At 57.5% G+C, this 20,593-nt stretch carries 24 protein-coding genes; 14 read left to right on the top strand and 10 right to left on the bottom strand.

Annotation, left to right across the window (positions count from 1 at the left end; all coding sequences use genetic code 11):
• Positions 1-7 precede the first annotated feature (7 nt).
• The 7 genes from V6L81_RS17880 to V6L81_RS17850 form a co-directional block, all read right to left on the bottom strand.
• The gene (locus tag V6L81_RS17880; RefSeq protein ID WP_095018570.1) at positions 8-937 is read right to left on the bottom strand and encodes a PfkB family carbohydrate kinase; all 930 of its coding nucleotides are present in this window, start codon (positions 935-937) and stop codon (positions 8-10) included.
• A complete protein-coding gene (locus V6L81_RS17875; protein ID WP_095001989.1) occupies positions 930-2,393 on the bottom strand; it encodes a cytosine permease in 1,464 nt (487 codons plus the stop codon). Before V6L81_RS17875 ends, V6L81_RS17880 begins: the two co-directional genes overlap by 8 nt.
• Before the next feature lie 98 nt (positions 2,394-2,491).
• Positions 2,492-3,496, bottom strand: a complete 1,005-nt coding sequence (locus V6L81_RS17870) for an ADP-ribosylglycohydrolase family protein (RefSeq protein WP_095001988.1) — start codon at positions 3,494-3,496, stop codon at positions 2,492-2,494.
• Positions 3,493-4,206, bottom strand: coding sequence for a GntR family transcriptional regulator (locus tag V6L81_RS17865; protein WP_095018572.1), 714 nt, complete (start codon positions 4,204-4,206; stop codon positions 3,493-3,495). The genes V6L81_RS17870 and V6L81_RS17865 overlap by 4 nt, the downstream gene beginning before the upstream one ends.
• 156 nt (positions 4,207-4,362) lie before the next feature.
• Positions 4,363-5,052, bottom strand: a complete 690-nt coding sequence (locus tag V6L81_RS17860) for an endonuclease (RefSeq protein WP_095020767.1) — start codon at positions 5,050-5,052, stop codon at positions 4,363-4,365.
• A 4-nt stretch (positions 5,053-5,056) separates the two neighbouring features.
• Entirely contained in the window at positions 5,057-5,308 is a 252-nt protein-coding gene (locus V6L81_RS17855; protein WP_095001985.1) for a DUF1654 domain-containing protein, read from the bottom strand.
• A 173-nt stretch (positions 5,309-5,481) separates the two neighbouring features.
• The gene (locus tag V6L81_RS17850) at positions 5,482-6,561 is read right to left on the bottom strand and encodes an asparaginase (protein WP_095023608.1); all 1,080 of its coding nucleotides are present in this window, start codon (positions 6,559-6,561) and stop codon (positions 5,482-5,484) included.
• 438 nt (positions 6,562-6,999) lie between these two features.
• Between V6L81_RS17850 and V6L81_RS17845 the strand changes: the two genes are divergently transcribed.
• The 7 genes from V6L81_RS17845 to V6L81_RS17815 are packed head-to-tail and all read left to right on the top strand — an operon-like array spanning position 7,000 to position 13,959.
• Positions 7,000-7,953 carry a sugar ABC transporter substrate-binding protein gene (locus V6L81_RS17845; protein ID WP_095001983.1) on the top strand — a complete coding sequence of 318 codons (954 nt, stop codon included), beginning with the start codon at positions 7,000-7,002 and terminating at the stop codon, positions 7,951-7,953.
• 55 nt (positions 7,954-8,008) lie between these two features.
• The gene (locus V6L81_RS17840; RefSeq protein WP_338660228.1) at positions 8,009-9,565 is read left to right on the top strand and encodes a sugar ABC transporter ATP-binding protein; all 1,557 of its coding nucleotides are present in this window, start codon (positions 8,009-8,011) and stop codon (positions 9,563-9,565) included.
• A complete protein-coding gene (locus V6L81_RS17835; protein WP_095001981.1) occupies positions 9,562-10,539 on the top strand; it encodes an ABC transporter permease in 978 nt (325 codons plus the stop codon). Before V6L81_RS17840 ends, V6L81_RS17835 begins: the two co-directional genes overlap by 4 nt.
• A 3-nt stretch (positions 10,540-10,542) precedes the next feature.
• The gene (locus tag V6L81_RS17830; RefSeq protein WP_095023609.1) at positions 10,543-11,577 is read left to right on the top strand and encodes a LacI family DNA-binding transcriptional regulator; all 1,035 of its coding nucleotides are present in this window, start codon (positions 10,543-10,545) and stop codon (positions 11,575-11,577) included.
• Positions 11,578-11,587: 10 nt separating this feature from the next.
• Positions 11,588-12,508 carry a ribokinase gene (gene rbsK, locus V6L81_RS17825; RefSeq protein WP_338660227.1) on the top strand — a complete coding sequence of 307 codons (921 nt, stop codon included), beginning with the start codon at positions 11,588-11,590 and terminating at the stop codon, positions 12,506-12,508.
• Positions 12,505-12,909: a D-ribose pyranase gene (gene rbsD, locus V6L81_RS17820; RefSeq protein ID WP_095001978.1), complete on the top strand. Its 405-nt coding sequence runs from the start codon at positions 12,505-12,507 to the stop codon at positions 12,907-12,909. The genes rbsK and rbsD overlap by 4 nt, the downstream gene beginning before the upstream one ends.
• A gap of 21 nt (positions 12,910-12,930) precedes the next feature.
• Positions 12,931-13,959 (top strand): nucleoside hydrolase, encoded by a 1,029-nt coding sequence (locus V6L81_RS17815; RefSeq protein WP_095023610.1) that lies wholly within the window; start codon positions 12,931-12,933, stop codon positions 13,957-13,959.
• A gap of 17 nt (positions 13,960-13,976) precedes the next feature.
• Here V6L81_RS17815 and V6L81_RS17810 read toward each other — a convergent pair whose 3' ends face one another.
• The gene (locus tag V6L81_RS17810; protein WP_095001976.1) at positions 13,977-14,177 is read right to left on the bottom strand and encodes a hypothetical protein; all 201 of its coding nucleotides are present in this window, start codon (positions 14,175-14,177) and stop codon (positions 13,977-13,979) included.
• A gap of 158 nt (positions 14,178-14,335) precedes the next feature.
• Here V6L81_RS17810 and V6L81_RS17805 point away from each other — a divergent pair, with 158 nt between their 5' ends.
• Together V6L81_RS17805 and V6L81_RS17800 are read left to right on the top strand one after the other, a co-directional pair.
• The gene (locus V6L81_RS17805; protein WP_095001975.1) at positions 14,336-14,641 is read left to right on the top strand and encodes a hypothetical protein; all 306 of its coding nucleotides are present in this window, start codon (positions 14,336-14,338) and stop codon (positions 14,639-14,641) included.
• A gap of 159 nt (positions 14,642-14,800) precedes the next feature.
• Positions 14,801-15,109 carry an I78 family peptidase inhibitor gene (locus V6L81_RS17800; protein ID WP_095001974.1) on the top strand — a complete coding sequence of 103 codons (309 nt, stop codon included), beginning with the start codon at positions 14,801-14,803 and terminating at the stop codon, positions 15,107-15,109.
• 70 nt (positions 15,110-15,179) lie between these two features.
• On the opposite strand, the gene V6L81_RS17795 is transcribed toward V6L81_RS17800, so the two are convergent.
• Positions 15,180-15,392 (bottom strand): cold-shock protein, encoded by a 213-nt coding sequence (locus V6L81_RS17795; protein ID WP_003179963.1) that lies wholly within the window; start codon positions 15,390-15,392, stop codon positions 15,180-15,182.
• Positions 15,393-15,686: 294 nt separating this feature from the next.
• Positions 15,687-15,989, bottom strand: coding sequence for a hypothetical protein (locus tag V6L81_RS17790; protein ID WP_095001973.1), 303 nt, complete (start codon positions 15,987-15,989; stop codon positions 15,687-15,689).
• Between the two features lie 362 nt (positions 15,990-16,351).
• Between V6L81_RS17790 and thrS the strand changes: the two genes are divergently transcribed.
• The 5 genes from thrS to pheS all read left to right on the top strand — a co-directional run bounded on the left by thrS (position 16,352) and on the right by pheS (position 20,592).
• On the top strand, positions 16,352-18,274 hold the full coding sequence (thrS, locus tag V6L81_RS17785; RefSeq protein WP_095001972.1) for a threonine--tRNA ligase: 1,923 nt from the start codon (positions 16,352-16,354) through the stop codon (positions 18,272-18,274).
• Complete coding sequence (gene infC / locus V6L81_RS17780) at positions 18,274-18,825, top strand: translation initiation factor IF-3 (protein WP_169916631.1); 552 nt, start codon at positions 18,274-18,276, stop codon at positions 18,823-18,825. Before thrS ends, infC begins: the two co-directional genes overlap by 1 nt.
• A 60-nt stretch (positions 18,826-18,885) precedes the next feature.
• Positions 18,886-19,080, top strand: coding sequence for a 50S ribosomal protein L35 (gene rpmI / locus V6L81_RS17775; protein WP_002553160.1), 195 nt, complete (start codon positions 18,886-18,888; stop codon positions 19,078-19,080).
• Between the two features lie 29 nt (positions 19,081-19,109).
• Positions 19,110-19,466, top strand: coding sequence for a 50S ribosomal protein L20 (gene rplT / locus V6L81_RS17770; RefSeq protein WP_003442184.1), 357 nt, complete (start codon positions 19,110-19,112; stop codon positions 19,464-19,466).
• A 109-nt stretch (positions 19,467-19,575) separates the two neighbouring features.
• On the top strand, positions 19,576-20,592 hold the full coding sequence (gene pheS, locus V6L81_RS17765) for a phenylalanine--tRNA ligase subunit alpha (protein WP_095001971.1): 1,017 nt from the start codon (positions 19,576-19,578) through the stop codon (positions 20,590-20,592).
• Position 20,593: the final 1 nt, after the last annotated feature.

Here is a 20,593-nt window from a genome sequence, read left to right as displayed (position 1 = left end):
TTTTCGATCAATGAAAACCATTTTCGCCCAATAAACGATCAATTTCGCCAGCGCCCGGCGCTGTGGCAGGCCCCCGACGGGTCACGGCGATTGCCGCTGCTGCATTGGCCCGTTGCGCCGCTTGCGGTGCGGGATGCCCGGCCGCCAATGCGGCAATCAGCACGCCTGTATGAGCATCCCCGGCACCATTGCTGTCGATGCACTGCACCTTGAACCCGGCGATGTGTTGCTGACCGTGGCGGTCACTGATCCAGCAGCCTTGCGGGCCGTCGCGCACAACCGCAAGGCAGTGTGTGGGCAGGCGTGCGCTCAGGGCAGGCAGGGCGTCGGTCAGTGTGGGGGCATGGGTAAAACTCAGCGCTTCGGCAGTGTTGCCGGTCCACAGGTTCAGGCGCGGGAGCAGGGCGTCGAGCAGTTGCGGGTCAATATCGGTCAGTAACGGGCCGGGATCGAAGGTCACCTGGACACTCTGCGCCAGGCCCTGTATCCACTGCAAAAGCGGCCTCGCCTTGCCGACATGGAGCAGGCTGTAACCGCTGACATAGAGATGGTCGTCGGGCTGCACGCTGACGTGCGCGAGGTCGTGGGCAGACAACCCGCCTTCGGCACCAATGCAGGAAATAAAAGTACGCTCGGCGCTGGCTTCGGTGAGTGCGACGCACAGCCCGGTGTCTTTATGCGGGTCTACTGGCAGGGTCATGTGTATGCCCTCGGCGTGCATGGCCTGGCGAGCCATGTCACCGAACTGTCCCTGACCATGACGCCCCAGGTACACACTCTGCAGGCCGTTGCGCTGGGCAGCGGCCATTACGTTGAACCCGCCACCGGCGTGAAAGCTGGCGCTGTGGGCCAGCGCGTCGCCGCCGGAGGCGGGCAGTGTGTCCAGGCTCATGGCCAGATCGATGATCACCTGGCCTGTGTGCAGCAATCTAGGCATGGGCGCTGTCCTGTGCTGGCAGGCGGCGGTCTCTGGCGCCGCCCAGCAGCGCATACAGGCCGCCAGCCACGATGAAAGTCACGACCCAGCCGAGGCCGTTGTGGCCCAGCCAGGAATCGGCGAGCGGGCCGGTAAACCAGTCGGCATCGTTGCTGCCAACCCGGGTAAAGCATAACCCCAGCAGCAGGGCCACGGCCCAGGCACTCAAGGCCCGCCATTCGATGCCGCCGCTGTACCAGTAGGCGCTGCTGGGGCTGACGTTGAGCAAGTCGTTGGCGCTGTAGCAGTGACGGTGCAGCAGGTCGACGACAAAAATCGCTACCCAGGCGGTAATCGGGATGGCAGTGAGTGAAATAAAAGTGATGAAAGGGCCGTAAAAGCTGTCGGCAAATAGCATGAAGTAAATCGAACCACAGAAAATCGCCACGATATCCACGACGACGGCCTGCACCCGCTTGATCCTTACACCCAGGGTCAGGGTAGTGAGACCGGCCGAATAGACGGACAGATGATTGGACAGCAACAGGCCGCCAAAGGCGCTGACCAGGTAGGGAACCGCCATCCAGGAGGGCAGCAGGCTGCGGATTGCTGCAATGGGGTCGGTTGCGGATGCCAGCGCGTGGTTGCCGACCGTCAGCAACCCCCCCAGAGTAATCAGCAGAACCAGTGGAATCCCTGCGCCCCAGGCTGCGCTGGCCACCAGTTGCGCGGCGCTGACGCTGGATTTTTGGTAGCGCGACATGTCAGCCCCGGCGTTGGCCCAACCGATACCGGTGCCCGCGGCCATGATGCCAATCCCGATAATCACGGCGCTGACGGGTGCCGGGCTGGCGCTGAAGACGCCTGGCCAGTCGATGGTGGCGCAGAGAAAACCGCCGACCAGCAGGTTGAGCGCGCCGAACACATAAGTTGCCCACTTCTGGATCAGCAGCAGCGTGGCGTGGCCCAGGCCTGAAACCGCAAGGGTCAGCAGGGTGAAGAGGGCGATAAACACCAGGGTGAGCACCGGTGCGCTTTTGGCTTCGGTGGGGGTATTGAACAGGATTGAAGACAAGGCCAGCAGCACAAATGCCGCGGTGGTGGTGTTTACGGTTTCCCAGCCGACACGGGAAATCAGTGAAACCAGCGTAGGACCTATATTGCCCCGTACGCCGAATATAGCTCGCGATAGGGTCAGGCTTGGTGCTCGGCCCCGTCGACCGGCGATGGAGATGACGCCGACCAGGGCGAACGAGCCGCCAGCCCCGATCAAGGCGACGATGACCACCTGCCAGATGGCCAGTTGATGGAAGGCCACCAGCGTGGCGCCCAGTGGCAGGCCGAGGATGCTGATATTGGCAGCAAACCATACCCAGAACAGCTGCCCGGGGTTGCCGTTGCACTCGTTTTCGGGAACCGGCTCGATGCCGCGTGTTTCCAGTTGCCCGGCACTGTGCCCGGGGTCAGGGGAAGTCATGGCGTATGGCTCCTGATGCGCTTGTTATCGTTGTCGCAGGCTGTGTGTGGCGCTGACTTTGTGCCAGGCCCGTCGTGTTGCTGTCCATGGCAGGTTTTTTACGCAAGGCGCAGGGCTAACAGATCGCGTGCCAGAGGCTGCAGATGCAGGTCGTTGACCCTTGTGATCTGTTCGATCAGTGTCGCGGGCCACTGTTGCATTCCTCCACAGGCACCAAGCATGGCACCGAGGATGGCGGCAATGGTGTCGGTGTCGCCACCGATGCTGGCGGCCATGCACAGGGCATCGAAACGGTTCAGCCCTGCGCTGGCCACGCGTTGGGCAAGGGCAAAGGCGACTACTACGGACTCCTGGGAGGCGACCGAAGTGCCAATCACGTCATAGAGCAGGTCGCCAAAATTGTCGGGGTTGCACTCGCTGCTGGCCTGCCTGGCCCAGCGAATACGCGGGCCGATGCGGCCCCCGGCAACCCAGTGACCCTGGTGTTCGGCGATAAAGGCCATTTCAGTGCCAGCATTGAGGGCGTGCTCAAGTTTTTTACCGTTTATGCCACTGGAGATGACGGCGGCCACTGCGGCTGCGCTGGCAATCCCCAGGCTGGTGTTGTGCGTCACCTGGCACGCCTGAACCACACAATGGATGAAGCGTTCCGGCTGGTTGATATCGCTGGCGATACCTACCGGAGCAATGCGCATGGCCGCGCCGTTGGTGGTGCCGTAGCGGCCCGATTCGGTGGGGCTGTGGCCAGCGAGGATCATCTCGATTGCGCGCTTGGTTGATGGCCCCAGAAGGTCCTGGGAACCCTTGGCCCGCATGCCGGACTCCCAACTGATCAGGCGCCGGGCAAGCTGGTGGGGGTCAATATTGCCTTTGCCTTCAACCAGCAGTTGGCCGACCAGTATTGCCTGCTCGGTATCGTCGGTGATTGAGCCCGCGGGCATATTTGGCGCAATGGGTTGATCGGCCGGGGCATTTTCAAGGGTTGTAATGCGCCCGAAGCGGGCCTGGATCTGTCCGCGACTGAACGATTGGGTCGGCATGCCCAGCGCATCACCCAGGGCCAGGCCGTACAGTGCGCCAAGGGCGAGATCCGGCTGCGTCATGTTGGCGTGCCAAATGAGTGGTACATGCGAAAGTGCACAGGATCCAGCCAGCTCTCGACCATTTCCATAAAGCGTCCTTGGCGGTCGTAGGTGGTGCGCAGGGCTTTGAGAAAAACCGTGCCGGCGGGGCGGCCGAGCAATAGTGCGTCTTCTTCATCGAGCGGCTCGGCGCCAATCCATTGGTCGCCACGATCACCGACAAAGCCATAGGCCGCCAGCGTAATGGTGAGCGAGTCGTCAATCAGCCCTATACGTGGCAGACCTTCCAGGCCACCTGTTGCGGGCACGAACGAGCGTTCCAGAGAAATCGCAGTGCCATCATCGCGGCGACGGCGGCGCTCAAGGATCACGAACTGGCTCAAGCCGAAACGATGCAGGAGGTCCGCACGCTCTATGGCCTCGAGTCGCAGCAGCTCGGTGTGGATACGGGCGCCGGTGTTGGCCAGGGCCTGTGTCCAGCCGTTGTTTTGGTCGAGCGTAATACCGTCGTAGGTGACGATGGCGCCGCCCTCGGTGCGTTTGGCAATGTATTTTCGCTTTTCCAGTTCGGCCAGTGCTGCTCGCAACGTACTGTGGCTGACACGCAGTTCTTGAGCCAATTGGTCTGCTTCCGGCAGCAGGTGACCGTCTGCCAGAAGCCCGCTTTCGATACGGTGGACGAGTTCGTCTACCACCCGTTGTTTTTTATTGAATCGAACCTGTTTGATCATGCCGAAAGTAATAGCTCAGCATTGTCGGTTCGGCAATATTCGCCCTCTGAATCCAGTCGGACAATGATTGGCCGAAAGCGAACGTCGAAGGGCAGGGACAGCACCTTGAACCGCAGTTTTAACCAGGGCTCAAGGCGGGTGCAGGCAGGGGGGATTTTAACTGCAGGCTTTGAGGTTGACCGGGCCGACGAATTCGTTGCCACGGCCCATCACGCAGGCCACCGCCTGATTGCGCTGGCGCTCCCAGGCTTGAACCGGGTAGGTTTTGTTCCAGGCTTCGTAAAGCTGGCGGTCCTGCCTGGACAGACGCAAGTTGTATTGCTTGCTCATGTAAAAGTAGGTGCGCGCGATCATCCCGCGAATGGAGGGGCGGGGCATGACCTTTTTTGATTTGAAATCGACTTGTGTCAGGCACGAACCATATTGGCCTTTTTGCTCGGGCAACCAGCCAAAACTGAAATTGCTGCGGTCCCCGTTGACCTCGCCGATGCTGGGTACCAGGTTGTGCAAGTCGGCTTCAGCAACTTTGAACACCGGGTCGTTGCGAGTGCAGTTTTTTCGCCCGCCACTTTGCCAGCATTGGCGCTGATGGCCGATCTGCCAGGCGGGAACGATATGTTCCCACTCGATGCGTGCGGCACGGTTGGCATTTTTGCGCGGGATATAACCGCAGGCTTTCAGGTCGACGCGGTTGCCGGTGTATTTGCAACCGCAGTAGAACTCGGTGGACTGCGGCGCGTAGAGCTTCCAGGCAACCTTCTTGGCTTCGCTGAAGGTATTCGGGGCCGCGGCCTGTGCGCTTGCAACGGTGAAAAGACCGAGCAGTACCAGTAAACAAACCCTCATTGACTCAGTCTTCCTCAAGCACGGTCCAGAAAACATTCACGCCGCCATCATCGCGGTGGGCGACAGTGACGTTATCGTTTTCAGAAATTTCTTCCAGCAGGCGTTCCCAGAACTCAGGGTTATCGCCTTCGAGTCGCTCAAGCACCGCCATTTTGTCTTTTTGAGCTTTTGGCGAGCTGATGATTTTTTGTATACGTGTGCCGAAAATTTCATAGGGGCTTGGCGGAGTCGGCTCTTTTGCTGCTTTTTTAGCCATGATGCAATCCTTGGTGTGCTGTATGCGCATACAGTATTTAACTGCGCCACGTTTGGCAACTGTTTGGTGCAACTGCCGGTTGTGCCGCAGCTTTTGTCCGGCCAATAAAAAGGCCGCCTCCCATAGGGGAGGCGGCCTTGCTTATTCAGCGCGCCAAGGCGTCAAGCAAGCACTCAGTATTCCCAGAAGATGCGCTGCAGCTCTTTGCTGTCCTGGGTCTTGGTCAGGGCGACCATGGCCAGGATGCGGGCTTTCTGCGGGTTCAGGTCATGGGCAACAACCCAGTCGTTTTTGTCGTCAGGCTGTTCTGCGTTACGCAGTACGAAACCGCCGTTGTTTACGTGGGAAGAACGAATGATTTGTACGCCATCCTTACGCAGGGCTTGCAAGGTCGGCACCACGCTGGAGGACACTGAACCGTTGCCGGTACCCGCGTGGATGATGGCTTTGGCACCGGATTGGGCCAGCGCTTTATAGGCGGTGTCGTCCACATTGCCGTAGGAGTAGGCGATGCCAACGTTTGGCAGGCTCTTGATGTTCTTGATGTCGAACTCGGAGTCCATGGTGTGGCGCTTGGCTGGCAAGCGGAACCAGTAGGACTTGCCTTCAACGACCATGCCCAGCGGACCCCACGGGCTTTTGAAGGCTTCGGTCTTGATGTTGATCATTTTGCTGACATCACGGCCCGACTGGATTTCGTCGTTCATGGTGACCAGCACGCCTTTGCCGCGCGCATCTTTGCTGCCGGCAACGGCAACGGCGTTGTACAGGTTCAGCATGCCGTCAGCCGACATGGCGGTGCCCGGACGCATGGAGCCGACCACCACGATGGGCTTGTCGGTTTTTTCGACCAGGTTCAGGAAATAGGCGGTTTCTTCGAGGGTGTCGGTACCGTGGGTGATAACGATGCCATCAACGTCGTTGCTGTCAGCCAGTTCGGCGACCCGGCGGCCCAATTGCAGCAGGTTTTCGTTGGTGATGCTCTCGGATGCAATTTGCATCACTTGCTCGCCACGCACATTGGCCAGTTGGCTTAGCTCGGGGACGCCGGCGATCAATTTGTCGATACCGACTTTAGCGGCCGTGTAAGTGGCGCTGTTGGCAGCGCTGGCACCTGCACCGGCGATAGTGCCGCCAGTGGCGAGGATGATGACGTTGGGCTTGGTGACAGCCTCTTGCGCTTGAGCGGTCGGCAGTGCCAGCAGCAGGGCCAGTGCGCCCGGAACAAAAGTTTTCAAAACAGCATTTTTCATTGTTTTTTCTCTTATTAGTGAGTATGCCGATGACTGCACACTTTGCTCGGCATGTGCCATTTATTGACCATGCATAGAGACTGGAAAGCACTATTTGTGCCACTAAGCGAAGTTTCTCGGGGCGCACACAACGTATTGATTTATGGGTCTTTATTTCCACGATCCGCTTTCTGGAAAAGAAATCGGACGGTTTTCCGAACAGAAGCGTTTTTTTTGTTCGGAGAGTCGAATATCGATGTGTCTGATCGCGTTTTTTTTCACATTGACAAATAACAGGTGGCTTTCCATAGTGAGGGCCTAGCAAACGTTTGCGCCGTTTTCTTGAGTCTGTATTTCTGGCAGTCAGGCAGGACCTGATGCCAGTCACCCAGCTTTTGGCGCTCAGGCGTGTGCGAGCAGGACGTTGCTCACAATAATCATAAGATCGGAGTTGCCCCCATGAAGCTGCCATTTGCTGGACGCCTTCTTGCTGTCGCCATGCTGGCTGCGGCATCCCTTACCCTCCCTGTCGCCAATGCCGATACGCCACAAAAACCCAAAGTCGGCCTGGTCATGAAGTCCTTGGCAAACGAGTTCTTTGTCACCATGCAAAAGGGTGGCGAGGATTATCAAAAGGCCAATGCCGCCAGTTTCGACCTGATTTCCAACGGGATCAAAAATGAAACGGACACTGCGGGCCAGATCGACATCATCAATCAGATGATCATCGCCAAGGTCGATGCGCTGGTGATTGCGCCCGCAGACTCCAAGGCGCTGGTGTCTGCCATCAAAAAGGCCAGTGACCGTGGCATTGTGGTGGTCAATATCGACAACCAGCTCGACCCCCAGGTGCTGAAAAGCAAAGGGCTCGAAGTACCCTTTGTGGGGCCCAACAACAGGCAGGGGGCTCGTGAGGTCGGCGAGTACCTGGCCACCAGGCTCAAGGCCGGTGATGAGGTCGGGATCATCGAGGGTGTATCGACCACGACCAATGCGCAAATGCGCACAGCGGGTTTCACGGATGCGATGAACGCTGCCGGGATGAAGATTGTGCCGGTGCAGTCGGGCAATTGGGAAATCGACGGTGGCAACAAGGTTGCGGCGGGCATGCTCAGCGAGTATCCAAACCTCAAGGCCATCCTGGCGGGCAATGACAGCATGGCGCTGGGCGCGGTATCGGCTATCCGGGCTGCAGGCAAGGTCGGCAAGGTGCAAGTGGTCGGCTATGACAACATCGATGCGATAAAACCCATGCTCAAGGATGGCCGTGTGCTGGCAACGGCCGATCAGGCTGCCGCCAAACAGGCGGTTTATGGCATCGAAACGGCGCTCAAGCTGGTCAAAAAAGAACCGGTTGAAAACCTCAAGGACGGTGTCATCGATACCCCTGTCGAACTGGTCATCAACAAGTAATCCCACTCGCTGTCGCAGGCACTTGCCCGGTCGGGCAGGTGCCCGGAGAAATGTCATGTCTGCTCCTGATGCCAGCGTGGTCCTCACGGTCAGCGGGATTGGTAAAACCTACACTCAGCAGCCGGTACTGGCTGCTATCGAGCTGTCGTTGCATCGCGGCGAAGTTCTGGCCCTGACGGGTGAGAATGGCGCTGGCAAAAGCACACTATCGAAGATCATGGGTGGCCTGGAGGTGCCGACTCTCGGGCGCATGCAATTCAATGGCCAGGCCTATGCCCCGGGCAGTCGTGCGCAGGCCGAGCAATTGGGTGTGCGCATGGTCATGCAGGAACTGAACCTGCTGCCCACGCTGACGGTGGCGGAAAACCTGTTTCTGGACAAATTGCCCGGCCACCTGGGCTGGATCAGCCGCAAGCAGTTGCGCAAAGCGGCCATTGAGGCCATGAGCCAGGTGGGTCTGGAGGCGATTGACCCGGACACCCTGGTCGGGGAGCTGGGCATTGGCCATCAGCAGATGGTCGAGATTGCGCGCAACCTGATCGGCGATTGCCATGTGCTTATCCTCGATGAGCCCACGGCCATGCTCACCGCCCGTGAAGTTGAAATGCTTTTTGTGCAAATCGAACGGCTGCAGGCCCGTGGCGTGGCGATTGTGTATATCTCCCATCGACTTGAAGAGCTGGCACAGGTGGCGCAGCGGATTGCCGTACTGCGCGACGGTTGCCTGGTGTGCGTCGAGCCCATTGCCGATTACAACAGCGAACAACTGGTCAACTTGATGGTGGGCCGCGAGTTGGGTGACCAGCTGGATTTGGGCGAACGTAGCTTGGGTGAAACGGCACTTGAAGTCTGTGGTATCAGCCGCTCGGACAAGGTACGAGATGTATCGTTTAAAGTCAGAAAAAGCGAGATTTTCGGGATTTCCGGACTGATCGGGGCAGGGCGCACCGAACTGCTGCGACTGATCTATGGTGCCGATGTGGCCGACAGCGGCACGGTTGCAGTGGGTACTCCTGTGCAGGTAGTGACCATCCATTCGCCGGCAGATGCTGTCCGGCAGGGTATTGCACTGATTACTGAGGACCGCAAGGGTGAAGGCTTGCTGCTGACCCAGTCGATCAGTGCCAACATCGGCCTGGGCAATATGGATCGGATTTCAAGCCGTGGCTTGGTCAACCGGGAGCAGGAGGCCGCATTGGCCCGGCGTCAGATAGACGCCATGGGCATCCGCAGCAGCGGCCCGGAACAAGTGGTGTCGCAACTGTCCGGTGGCAACCAGCAGAAGGTCGTCATTGGCCGCTGGCTGGAGCGCGACTGTTCGGTTCTGCTGTTCGATGAGCCTACGCGCGGTATCGATATTGGCGCCAAGTTCGATATTTACCGGCTGCTGGGCGAGCTGACGCGCAAGGGCAAGGCGCTGGTGGTGGTGTCGAGCGATCTTCGCGAGTTGATGCTGATTTGTGACCGCATTGGCGTGCTGTCTGCGGGCCGGCTGATCGATACCTTTGAACGTGACAGCTGGAGTCAGGAACAGTTACTGGCGGCAGCTTTTGCCGGTTATCAAAAACGAGATGCGTTGCTTGCTGAAGCCACGCCAAAGGAAGCCTCATGAACCCTACCCGCGTGCCGCATAAAAGTGCACATAACTACTACGGAATGGGCACCTACCTCGGGTTGGCGGGCGCCTTGCTGGCCATGATCATTCTGTTTTCCAGCCTGAGTGAACATTTTTTCTCCTATGACACGCTCAGTACGCTGGCCAACCAGATCCCCGACTTGATGGTGTTGTCGGTCGGCATGACATTTGTGCTGATCATCGGCGGCATCGACCTGTCGGTCGGCTCGGTGTTGGCCCTGGCAGCGTCGGCGGTCAGCGTTGCGATTCTGGGCTGGGGCTGGAGTGTATTGCCTGCCGCTTTGCTGGGCATGGGCTGTGCGGCCCTGGCGGGGACCCTTACGGGGTCGATCACGGTGGCCTGGAAAATCCCGTCTTTTATTGTCTCGCTGGGGGTGCTGGAAATGGCCCGGGGCGGGGCCTACCAGCTTACAGGATCGCGCACGGCGTATATCGGCGACGCGTTCGCCTGGCTTGCCAATCCGGTTGCCTTTGGCATCTCGCCCGCGTTCATTATTGCGTTGCTGATTATTGTCATCGCCCAGGCGGTGCTGACGCGCACGGTGTTTGGGCGCTATCTGATTGGCATTGGCACCAACGAAGAAGCCGTGCGCCTGGCCGGTATCAATCCAAAGCCCTACAAGATTTTGGTCTTTAGCCTGATGGGGTTGTTGGCAGGAGTGGCGGCGCTGTTTCAGATATCCCGCCTCGAGGCGGCAGACCCCAATGCCGGTTCGGGCCTTGAACTGCAGGTGATTGCGGCCGTGGTGATCGGTGGCACGAGCTTGATGGGCGGGCGCGGTTCGGTGATCAGTACGTTTTTTGGTGTGCTGATTATTTCAGTATTGGCCGCAGGGCTGGCTCAAATCGGCGCGACGGAACCCACCAAGCGTATTATTACCGGTGCTGTCATTGTGATAGCAGTGGTATTGGACACTTACCGCAGTCAACGCGCACAGCGACGGAATTGAGCAATGGCAACGATTAAAGATGTCGCGGCAATGGCAGGCATTTCGTACACGACGGTTTCTCATGTTTTGAATAAAACCCGCCCTGTCAGTGAACCTGTGCGCTTGAAGGTTGAGCAAGCCATTGCACACCTGGAGTATGTACCCAGCGCGGTAGCACGCTCGCTCAAGGCCAAGACCACAGCGACCATCGGCCTGCTGGTGGCCAATAGCCTGAACCCGTACTTTGCCGAGTTGGCGCGAGGTATCGAGGATTACTGTGAGCGCAACAATTACTGCGTGATCCTGTGCAACTGTGATGATGACCCGGTCAAGCAGCGCAATTACCTGCGGGTGCTGCTGGAAAAGCGTGTGGACGGGCTGGTGGTCGCTTCGTCCACAGGCGACCTGGGGATGGCCAGCGGGTTGGTCGGCGTACGCACGCCGATGGTGATTGTCGATCGCAGCTTTGAGGGGGTTGAGGCTGACCTGGTGTGCATCGACCACGAACTGGGGGCTTATCTGGCTACGCGGCACTTGCTCGATCTGGGGCATCGTGCCATTGCCTGCATTGGCGGGCCCGCCGCCACCCGTGTCGCGCAGTTGCGTATGGCCGGGTATCGGCGTGCGCTGCTGGAGGCGGGTATAACGCCTCAGGGGCAGTGGATGGTCGAGAGTGACTTCAGCAGTGTCGGGGGCTACAACGCGGCGGTCAGCTTGCTGCAGCACAACCCGCCCTCGGCCATTTTTGCCTGCAACGACATGATGGGCATCGGCGTATTGCGAGCGGCGGCCGAGCGCAATATTCGGGTACCCCAGCAGTTGTCGGTGATTGGTTTTGATGATGTACAGATGAGCCGTTATGTCTATCCGTCGCTGACAACTGTCGGGCAGTCGATCCTGCAATTGGGCGAGATCGCTGCCCAGTTATTGTTGCGCCGCATTGCCGTACCCGGGCGGGCGGTGGAGCAGCGGATCGTCAAGCCCGACATTGTGCTGCGCGAGTCCACCCGGGCTTATGCGCAAGCACCGTTGAAATCCCCCCCTACAATCACTGGATGAGTGTCGATACATGCAAGCGAATGTTGTGGTTGCAGGCAGTCTGAATATGGATCTGGTCACGCGTACCGAGAGATTGCCGCGCCCGGGGGAAACGGTGTTCGGGCAATCCTTTACCACCGTGCACGGTGGCAAGGGCGCGAACCAGGCGGTAGCAGCGTCGCGCCTGGGTGCCCGGGTGGCAATGCTCGGCTGTGTCGGCGGTGACGCCTATGGCGTGCAGTTGCGCGACGGCTTGCTGGCTGACCGGGTTGATTGTGTGGCAGTGCGCACCGTGCCTGATTGTGCCAGCGGCGTGGCCCTTATCACGGTGGATGCCTGCAGCCAGAACACCATTGTGGTGGTGCCGGGTGCCAATGGCTGCCTGGCCGCGGAAGATATCCGCGCCTTTGATCACGTCTTGCAAGGTGCGCAAGTGCTTGTTTGCCAGCTTGAAGTGCCGATGGAAACAGTCGGATGCGTGCTGGCGCGTGGACGTGAACTGGGCAAAGTGGTGATCCTCAATCCCGCCCCGGTCAGTGCTCCGTTGCCGGGGCACTGGTATGGCGCCATCGACTACCTGATCCCGAATGAGAGCGAGGCCTGGGCGCTTAGCAGTGTGCCGGTTGATTCCCTTGAGTCGGCCGGGCGGGCTGCCCGGCGGTTGGTCGAGCTGGGCGCGGGCAAGGTGATTGTCACCCTGGGCGCGCTGGGGGCCTTGTTTGTCAGTGCCCACCGAGTGATGCACTTTACTGCGCCCAAGGTCGAGGCGGTGGATGCCACGGCGGCGGGCGATACCTTTGTCGGCGGCTTCTCTGCCGCGCTGGCGGCGGGTATGGAAGAGGACGACGCGATACGCTTTGCGCAGGTCGCCGCCGCGTTATCGGTCACTCGGGCGGGGGCTCAGCCTTCGATTCCATTGTTGCGTGATGTTCAGGGCTTTAAAGCACCATGAAAAAAACACCGCTGCTGAATATCGCCTTGTCGCGGCTGGTTGCCTCGCTGGGGCATGGCGACATCGTGGTGATTGCCGATGCCGGTTTGCCGGTGCCCAAGGGCATCGAACTGATTGATCTGGCCCTGACTCAAGGCGTGCCTGATGTTGCCAGCACGTTGCGCGCCCTGCTCAGTGAGATGCAGGTGCAAAGCCATGTGCTCGCCACTGAGTTGTTGCAGGCGCCATGCCCGGCGCTGTCATGTATCGACGAATATGCAGGCAAGGGGGAGTTGGGCTCAAGGAGCCTGCTCACCCATAATGCTTTCAAGGAACTATGCCTGCAGGCAAAGGTGATTGTTCGTACTGGAGAGTGTCGCCCGTACTGCAATATTGCCTTGGTCTCTGGCGTGACTTTTTAGACAAATAACCAGGGAGTTGTGATGCCACGTTTTACCCGGATTTTTCAGCCATTGATCAGGAGTGTCTTGTTCGTGTCCGCCATCACGATGTCGAGTGTTCAAGCCGCAGACAAGATCGATTTGATCATCGACACGGACCCCGGCGCCGATGATGTGGTCGCTCTGCTGCTGGCACTGGCTTCACCGGAGCAGTTACAGGTGCGGGCCATTACCACCGTGGCGGGCAACGTACGGCTCGACAAGACCTCGCGCAATGCCCGGCTGGCCCGGGAGTGGGCAGGGCGCGAAGACGTGCCGGTGTATGCCGGGGCCCCTAAACCCCTGGTGCGTACGCCGATTTACGCCGAGAACATTCACGGCCAGGAAGGCGTCACCGGTGTGCCTGTGCATGAGCCGGCCAAAGGTCTCGAAAAGGCCAATGCGGTCAATTACCTGGTTGATACCTTGCGTGCAGCCAAGCCAGGCAGCGTGACCATTGCCATGCTCGGCCCGCAGACAAACCTGGCCCTGGCCTTGATCCAGGCCCCGGAAATCACGCAGGGAATCAAGGAAGTCGTGGTCATGGGCGGCGCCCATTTCAATGGCGGTAATATCACCCCGGTTGCCGAGTTCAACCTTTATGCCGATCCGCATGCGGCAGACGTGGTGTTGAAGAGCGGGGTGAAACTGACCTATGTACCGCTGGATGTGACACACAAGATCCTTACCAGCGAGGCGCGACTGAAGCAGATCGCTGCACTGGGCAATACGGCCGGCAAACTGGTGGGCGATATTCTCAATGAATATGTGAAAGGCGACATGGTGCACTACGGACTGCCTGGCGGGCCTGTTCACGATGCCAGTGTCATTGCCTACCTGCTCAATCCTGCGCTGTTCTCCGGGCGTGAAGTCAACCTGGTCGTGGATACTCGCGAGGGGCCGACCTTTGGCCAGACTATCCCGGACTGGTACAACACCTTGAACCAGCCCAAAAACGCCTTTTGGGTCGAGAGCGGTGACGCGCAGGGCTTTTTTGACTTGCTTACCGCGCGTCTGGGCCGGCTCAAGTGACGTGAGGTTGCGCGCCGTCAGGTCAGCCTGACGGGCTCGGCCGGTTTGTACTTTTCGAACACCTGACTGACGAACGCTCGGGCAGCTTCCGTGCCGAGCTCTTTAACCAAAAGGTCGATGCCGATAATGGCCAGCTCTTCAGGGCTGCCAGGGCTGTATGAGCACTGTCCTTGATGCCACTTGGCCTTGATATCTGCATCGATGCTGACTGTTGTCATGGGGTGCTCATGGGAAGGGGGCGTGAAAAGGCGATTTTAGCAAAAAGTCGTCATTTCGCTATGAATAGACCAAAGTAAATATTGGTTTTTGCACCCTCAACAGCCCATGACCCCCGCACTGCGTGCCACACTTGCACTTTTTGGGAGCGGTGCAGGCCATGCAAATTGATCTAAACAACCCTGAGGGCTTTACTCTTGGCGCTGTGCGTCAGTTGCTGGCCTCGGCCAGTGATGATGCCCATACACAGTTGCGCGTGACCAAGACGGGTATCGCTTATATTTCTTCGGGTGTGGTGGGCGGTGTCGATATCGACGGTCTGCTTTTCAGGCTGGAGACCTGGGCGGCAGGTTCTGGCTATGTCGGAAAAGTTGCAGCAAGCGATGAGGTCTGGGTCATGCAGATATTCAATGCCCTCAAGGACAACTGGCCTAATCCGCCGTTCGATTACATTGATGTGTACTGACACCTGAACATATTTGGCAATGATTAGGGGTGCACGGTAAAAGTCGGCTCGGGCACACTTGCCGGTGCTGGCAAATCAGAAGGCGCTGAGAGGCGTCATGCAACCTATGTGCGAAAAAGCTGTCGCAAGGGTTCAGACTATTTATCTTAAGGAGGCTTCATGTCTTGGAAGCTAGTGTCATTGGGTTCGTTGTTGGCGGTCTTGGCACTGTCCGGATGCAGCACCGCAAGTTCGGTCAAGGAGCCTGTCGCCGAGGCGGGGCATAGCCGTTGCGATGCTAAATCAGCAGCATTTGCAGTCGGTCAAAAGGCTTCGGCGCAGCTTCTGGAGCAGGCCCGTATCAAGGCTGGTGCGCAGAACGCGCGTATTTTGATGCCGCATGACGTGATGACGCTTGAGTACCGCTCGGACCGTCTCAATCTCAACGCGGACGACGCTGGCATCATTACCCGGGTTAACTGCGGCTAACCTGGCCTGACATTGCGTCAGGCATAAAAAACCCCGTCACATGGACGGGGTTTTTTTGTTCGCGGGAGATTTACTCCGGACGAACCTGTGCAGCTTGCATACCCTTTTGGCCTTTCTCAGCCACGAAGGAAACGGTCTGGCCTTCTTTCAGGCTTTTGAAACCGTCGCTTTCGATAGCTTTGAAGTGTACGAACAGGTCGTCACCGCCACCTTGAGGAGTGATGAAGCCGAAGCCTTTTTCATCGTTGAACCATTTTACGGTGCCGGTTTGGCGATTAGACATGGTGTATCTCCAAGAAACTTATATTTTCAGTAGTACTGTGCTGCTCAGGCCAACTGGGCACACCGAGGTATCATAGTCGAAATGTGCGCTTTGGGAGCCCCCCTGAGCTACAGATTGCTGCAATGTTAACCCTCGTCTGCTCTTTGAAATGCTCAAGACCCCCGGTTTACGGGGGGTTGAGGGCTAAAGGCTGTTAGAAAAAAAGCAGTCGAGAATCAATATTTTTTACGTGCAAAAGCGTTTTTGACTGTTTTTGCTCTCCTCACGGCTCAATTCGAGCCGTGAGGAGGGTGGTTATTTCTTGGCCCGGCAAGCCTGGATGGCGTCCAGAGCCCGGGTGCGAAGCTCTGCGCTAGGCTGGGTTGTCTTGCTCATCAGCTGTGTGATTTCGGCGCTTGTAAACTTCTCGGACAGCTTGTCCGCACCGCATGCGCAATGCTGTTGGGCCGTTTTTGCGTCAACACTTTGGCTGGCTGCCGCTACGCAGTCCTTCATGTAGTCTTTTTTGGCGCCTGCAGGCCAGTTATCGGCCTGGGCGCTCAGGGGTAGCAGCAGCGCCAGGGGGGCTGCGAAGGCGAGTAAGCGGATCGTGCGCATAAGATGCTCCTTGTAGGCATTAAAACCGAGTGTGTATCACTGAGTATGTGAAAGGTAAGTGGAGCTCAAGTTCACCCTTTTGTAAAAAACCCCGTTTTCTCGCGGATGCGGGGAGGGGTGCGCAACAGGCGTATCCATCTGTGCTAGCATGCCGCCCTGGCTATTTCCTGCATTCGCGTGTTCCTTGAACCGCCATGCAGTGCCATTAACCTTTTTGATTTGAACTCCAGTCACTCTGGTTCGGTTTTAGGTTCGCCGCAAGGCTCCTGCCACTGTGAGGCAGGCATACCACCGAATCGCGTACTGGCTCATCCCAACCCACGTGACCTTTGGTAGGGGTCACCACTAGGAGAGGAGGCGCCATGCCAACTATTACTCTTCCCGACGGCAGTCAACGCTCTTTCGATCATCCAGTTTCAGTAGCCGAGGTTGCCGCTTCAATTGGCGCCGGCCTGGCTAAAGCCACCGTGGCCGGCAAGGTCAACGGCAAGCTGGTGGATGCCTGTGATCTGATTGAAAACGATGCCACCTTGCAAATCATCACGCCCAAGGATGAAGAGGGGCTGGAGATCATTCGTCACTCTTGCGCCCACTTGGTCGGTCATGCGGTGAAGCAGCTGTTCCCGACGGCCAAAATGGTCATCGGGCCGGTCATCGACGAAGGCTTTTACTACGATATCGCCTATGAGCGTCCGTTCACCCCGGATGACATGGCTGCTATCGAACAGCGCATGCAGCAACTGATCGAAAAAGACTACGACGTCATCAAGAAAGTGACGCCGCGTGCCGAAGTGATCGAACTGTTTGCTGCCCGTGGTGAAGACTACAAACTGCGCCTGATCGAAGACATGCCGGACGAGCAGGCCATGGGCTTGTACTTCCATGAAGAATACGTCGACATGTGCCGCGGTCCTCACGTGCCGAACACGCGTTTCCTCAAATCGTTCAAGCTGACCAAGCTGTCGGGCGCCTACTGGCGTGGCGATGCCAAGAACGAGCAGTTGCAGCGTATCTATGGCACGGCCTGGGCTGACAAAAAGCAGCTGGCGGCCTACGTCCTGCGTATCGAAGAAGCCGAAAAGCGCGATCACCGTAAAATCGGCAAGCGCCTTGGCTTGTTCCACACCCAGGAAGAAGCCCCGGGCATGGTGTTCTGGCACCCGAATGGCTGGACCCTGTACCAGGTACTTGAGCAGTACATGCGCAAAGTACAGCGCGACAATGGCTACCTGGAGATCAAGACTCCTCAGGTCGTTGATCGCAGCCTCTGGGAAAAGTCCGGGCACTGGGCCAACTACGCCGAGAACATGTTCACTACCCAGTCGGAAAGCCGCGACTACGCGATCAAGCCGATGAACTGCCCTTGCCATGTGCAAGTGTTCAACCAGGGCCTGAAAAGCTACCGCGAGCTGCCGCTGCGTCTGGCCGAATTCGGTGCCTGTCACCGTAACGAGCCGTCGGGCGCCCTGCACGGCATCATGCGTGTGCGTGGCTTTACCCAGGACGATGCCCACATCTTCTGTACTGAAGAGCAGATGCAGGCCGAGTCGGCAGCTTTTATCAAGCTGACGCTGGATGTCTACGCTGACTTCGGTTTCAAGGACATTGAGCTCAAGCTGTCGACGCGTCCTGAAAAGCGTGTGGGTTCGGATGAGCTGTGGGATCGCGCCGAAAGCGCATTGGCTTCAGCCCTTGATAGCGCTGGCCTGGCGTACGATTTGCAACCGGGCGAAGGTGCCTTCTACGGTCCCAAGATTGAATTTTCTCTGAAAGATTGTCTGGGTCGTGTCTGGCAATGTGGTACCCTGCAGCTCGATTTCAACCTGCCGATCCGTCTTGGCGCAGAATATGTGTCCGAAGACAACAGCCGTAAGCACCCGGTTATGCTGCACCGCGCGATCCTTGGATCGTTCGAACGTTTTGTCGGTATCCTGATCGAACATTACGAAGGCGCATTCCCTGCTTGGCTGGCTCCAACCCAGGCAGTGATCATGAATATCACTGACAAACAGGCAGATTTTGCTGCTGAAGTTGAAAAAACTCTCAATCAGAGCGGATTTCGTGCCAAGTCTGACTTGAGAAATGAAAAGATCGGCTTTAAAATCCGCGAGCATACTTTGCTCAAGGTTCCTTATCTCTTGGTTATCGGAGATCGGGAAGTCGAGATGCAGACTGTCGCTGTGCGTACACGTGAAGGTGCTGACCTGGGCTCGATGCCCGTCGCGCAATTCGCTGAATTCCTCGCACAAGCGGTTTCCCGGCGTGGTCGCCATGATTCGGAGTAATTATTATTAAGCGTGAAATGAGACAAGATAAACGAGCTGCACCGAAAGCCCCGATCAACGAGAATATCTCGGCACGCGAGGTTCGGTTAATTGGGGCTGAAGGCGAGCAGCTTGGGATTGTGTCAATTGAAGACGCGCTTCTTAAAGCTGAAGAGGCCAAACTGGACTTGGTGGAAATTTCCGCTGATGCAGTACCCCCAGTTTGCAAGCTGATGGACTACGGCAAATCTATCTTCGAAAAGAAGAAACAGGTTGCTGCTGCAAAGAAAAACCAGAAACAGATTCAGGTTAAAGAAATCAAGTTTCGTCCAGGGACGGAGGAAGGGGATTACCAGGTAAAACTGCGCAACCTGGTACGTTTCCTGAGTGATGGGGACAGGGCCAAGGTATCGTTACGATTCCGCGGCCGTGAGATGGCCCACCAGGAGCTGGGTATGGAACTGTTGAAGCGGGTTGAAGCTGACCTTGCGGAATACGGTACCGTCGAACAGCATCCTAAGATGGAAGGACGCCAGCTGATCATGGTCATCGCCCCGAAAAAGAAGAAGTAATCAATTGGGCACGGCAGGCCTTCTGATTATGTTTATCAACTGAATGCGGAGTATCCGAACATGCCAAAGATGAAGACTAAAAGTGGTGCTGCTAAGCGGTTTCTGAAAACTGCTAACGGTATCAAGCACAAGCACGCTTTCAAGAGCCACATCCTGACCAAAATGTCGACCAAGCGTAAGCGTCAACTGCGCGGTAGCAGCTTGCTGCATCCGTCTGACGTGGCAAAAGTCGAGCGCATGCTGCGCCTTCGTTAATTTTTGGTTAAGACTAGAGGAAGTAACTCATGGCTCGTGTAAAGCGTGGCGTTGTCGCCCGTAAACGTCACAAAAAAATTCTGAAACTGGCTAAAGGCTACTACGGCGCACGCTCACGCGTATTCCGTGTTGCCAAGCAAGCGGTAATCAAGGCAGGCCAATACGCCTACCGTGACCGTCGTCAGAAAAAACGTCAGTTCCGCGCTCTGTGGATCGCTCGTATCAACGCTGGTGCTCGTATCAACGGTCTGTCTTACAGCCGTTTCATCGCCGGCCTGAAAAAAGCTTCCATCGAGATCGACCGTAAGGTTCTGTCTGATCTGGCAGTGAACGAAAAAGCGGCGTTTGCTGCGATTGTCGAGAAAGCTAAAGCCACTCTGGCTTAAGTACCCCCGACAGTCACTTGGGCTTGCCTGTGTAAGCCCGGGTGCTAAACGTCATAAATAGGGGAAGAGCCTTCAAGCTCTTCCCCTATTTTGTATCTGGAGTCTGTACATGGAAAACCTGGATGCGCTGGTCTCTCAAGCACTAGAGGCTGTGCAAAGCGCTGAAGATATCAATGCCCTGGAGCAAATCCGGGTTCAATACCTTGGCAAAAAGGGTGAATTGACTCAGGTGATGAAGACCCTGGGCAATTTGCCAGCAGAAGAGCGTCCGCAAGTCGGTGCCCTCATCAACGTTGCCAAGGAGCGTGTCACAGAGGTTCTCAATGCGCGCAAGGCGTTGTTTGAAGAGGCCGAACTGGCCGCCAAACTGTCTGCCGAGTCCATTGACGTGACCCTGCCTGGCCGTGGCCAGACCTCTGGCGGTCTGCATCCGGTGACCCGGACTCTGGAACGTATCGAACAGTTCTTTACCCATATTGGCTACGGCATCGCCGAAGGCCCTGAGGTTGAAGACGACTATCACAACTTCGAAGCGCTCAACATCCCAGGCCATCACCCGGCCCGGTCGATGCATGACACCTTCTATTTCAATGCCAACATGTTGTTGCGCACCCATACCTCGCCGGTACAGGTCCGCACCATGGAATCCAAGCAGCCGCCGATCCGCATTGTCTGCCCGGGCCGTGTGTACCGTAGCGACTCGGATATCACCCATTCGCCGATGTTTCACCAGGTCGAAGGCCTGCTGATCGATCGCGATATCAACTTCGCTGACCTGAAAGGGACCATCGAAGAGTTCCTGCGGGTGTTCTTCGAAAAAGAACTGGCCGTGCGTTTCCGTCCGTCCTACTTCCCGTTCACCGAGCCTTCCGCTGAAGTGGATATGGAATGCGTGATGTGCAGCGGTAAAGGCTGTCGTGTCTGCAAGCAGACTGGCTGGCTGGAAGTCATGGGCTGCGGCATGGTTCATCCGAACGTGCTGCGCATGTCCGGGATCGACCCGGAAGAGTTCTCGGGCTTTGCCTTCGGCATGGGCGTTGAGCGTCTGGCCATGCTGCGTTACGGCGTGAACGACTTGCGTCTGTTCTTCGACAACGACTTGCGGTTCCTCGCGCAATTTCGCTAGT

This window comes from Pseudomonas bubulae (assembly GCF_037023725.1).
Classification (GTDB): Bacteria; Pseudomonadota; Gammaproteobacteria; order Pseudomonadales; family Pseudomonadaceae; genus Aquipseudomonas; species Aquipseudomonas bubulae.
The sequence above is the reverse complement of the archived record's forward strand: the minus strand, read 5'-3'. Positions and strand labels throughout refer to the sequence as shown.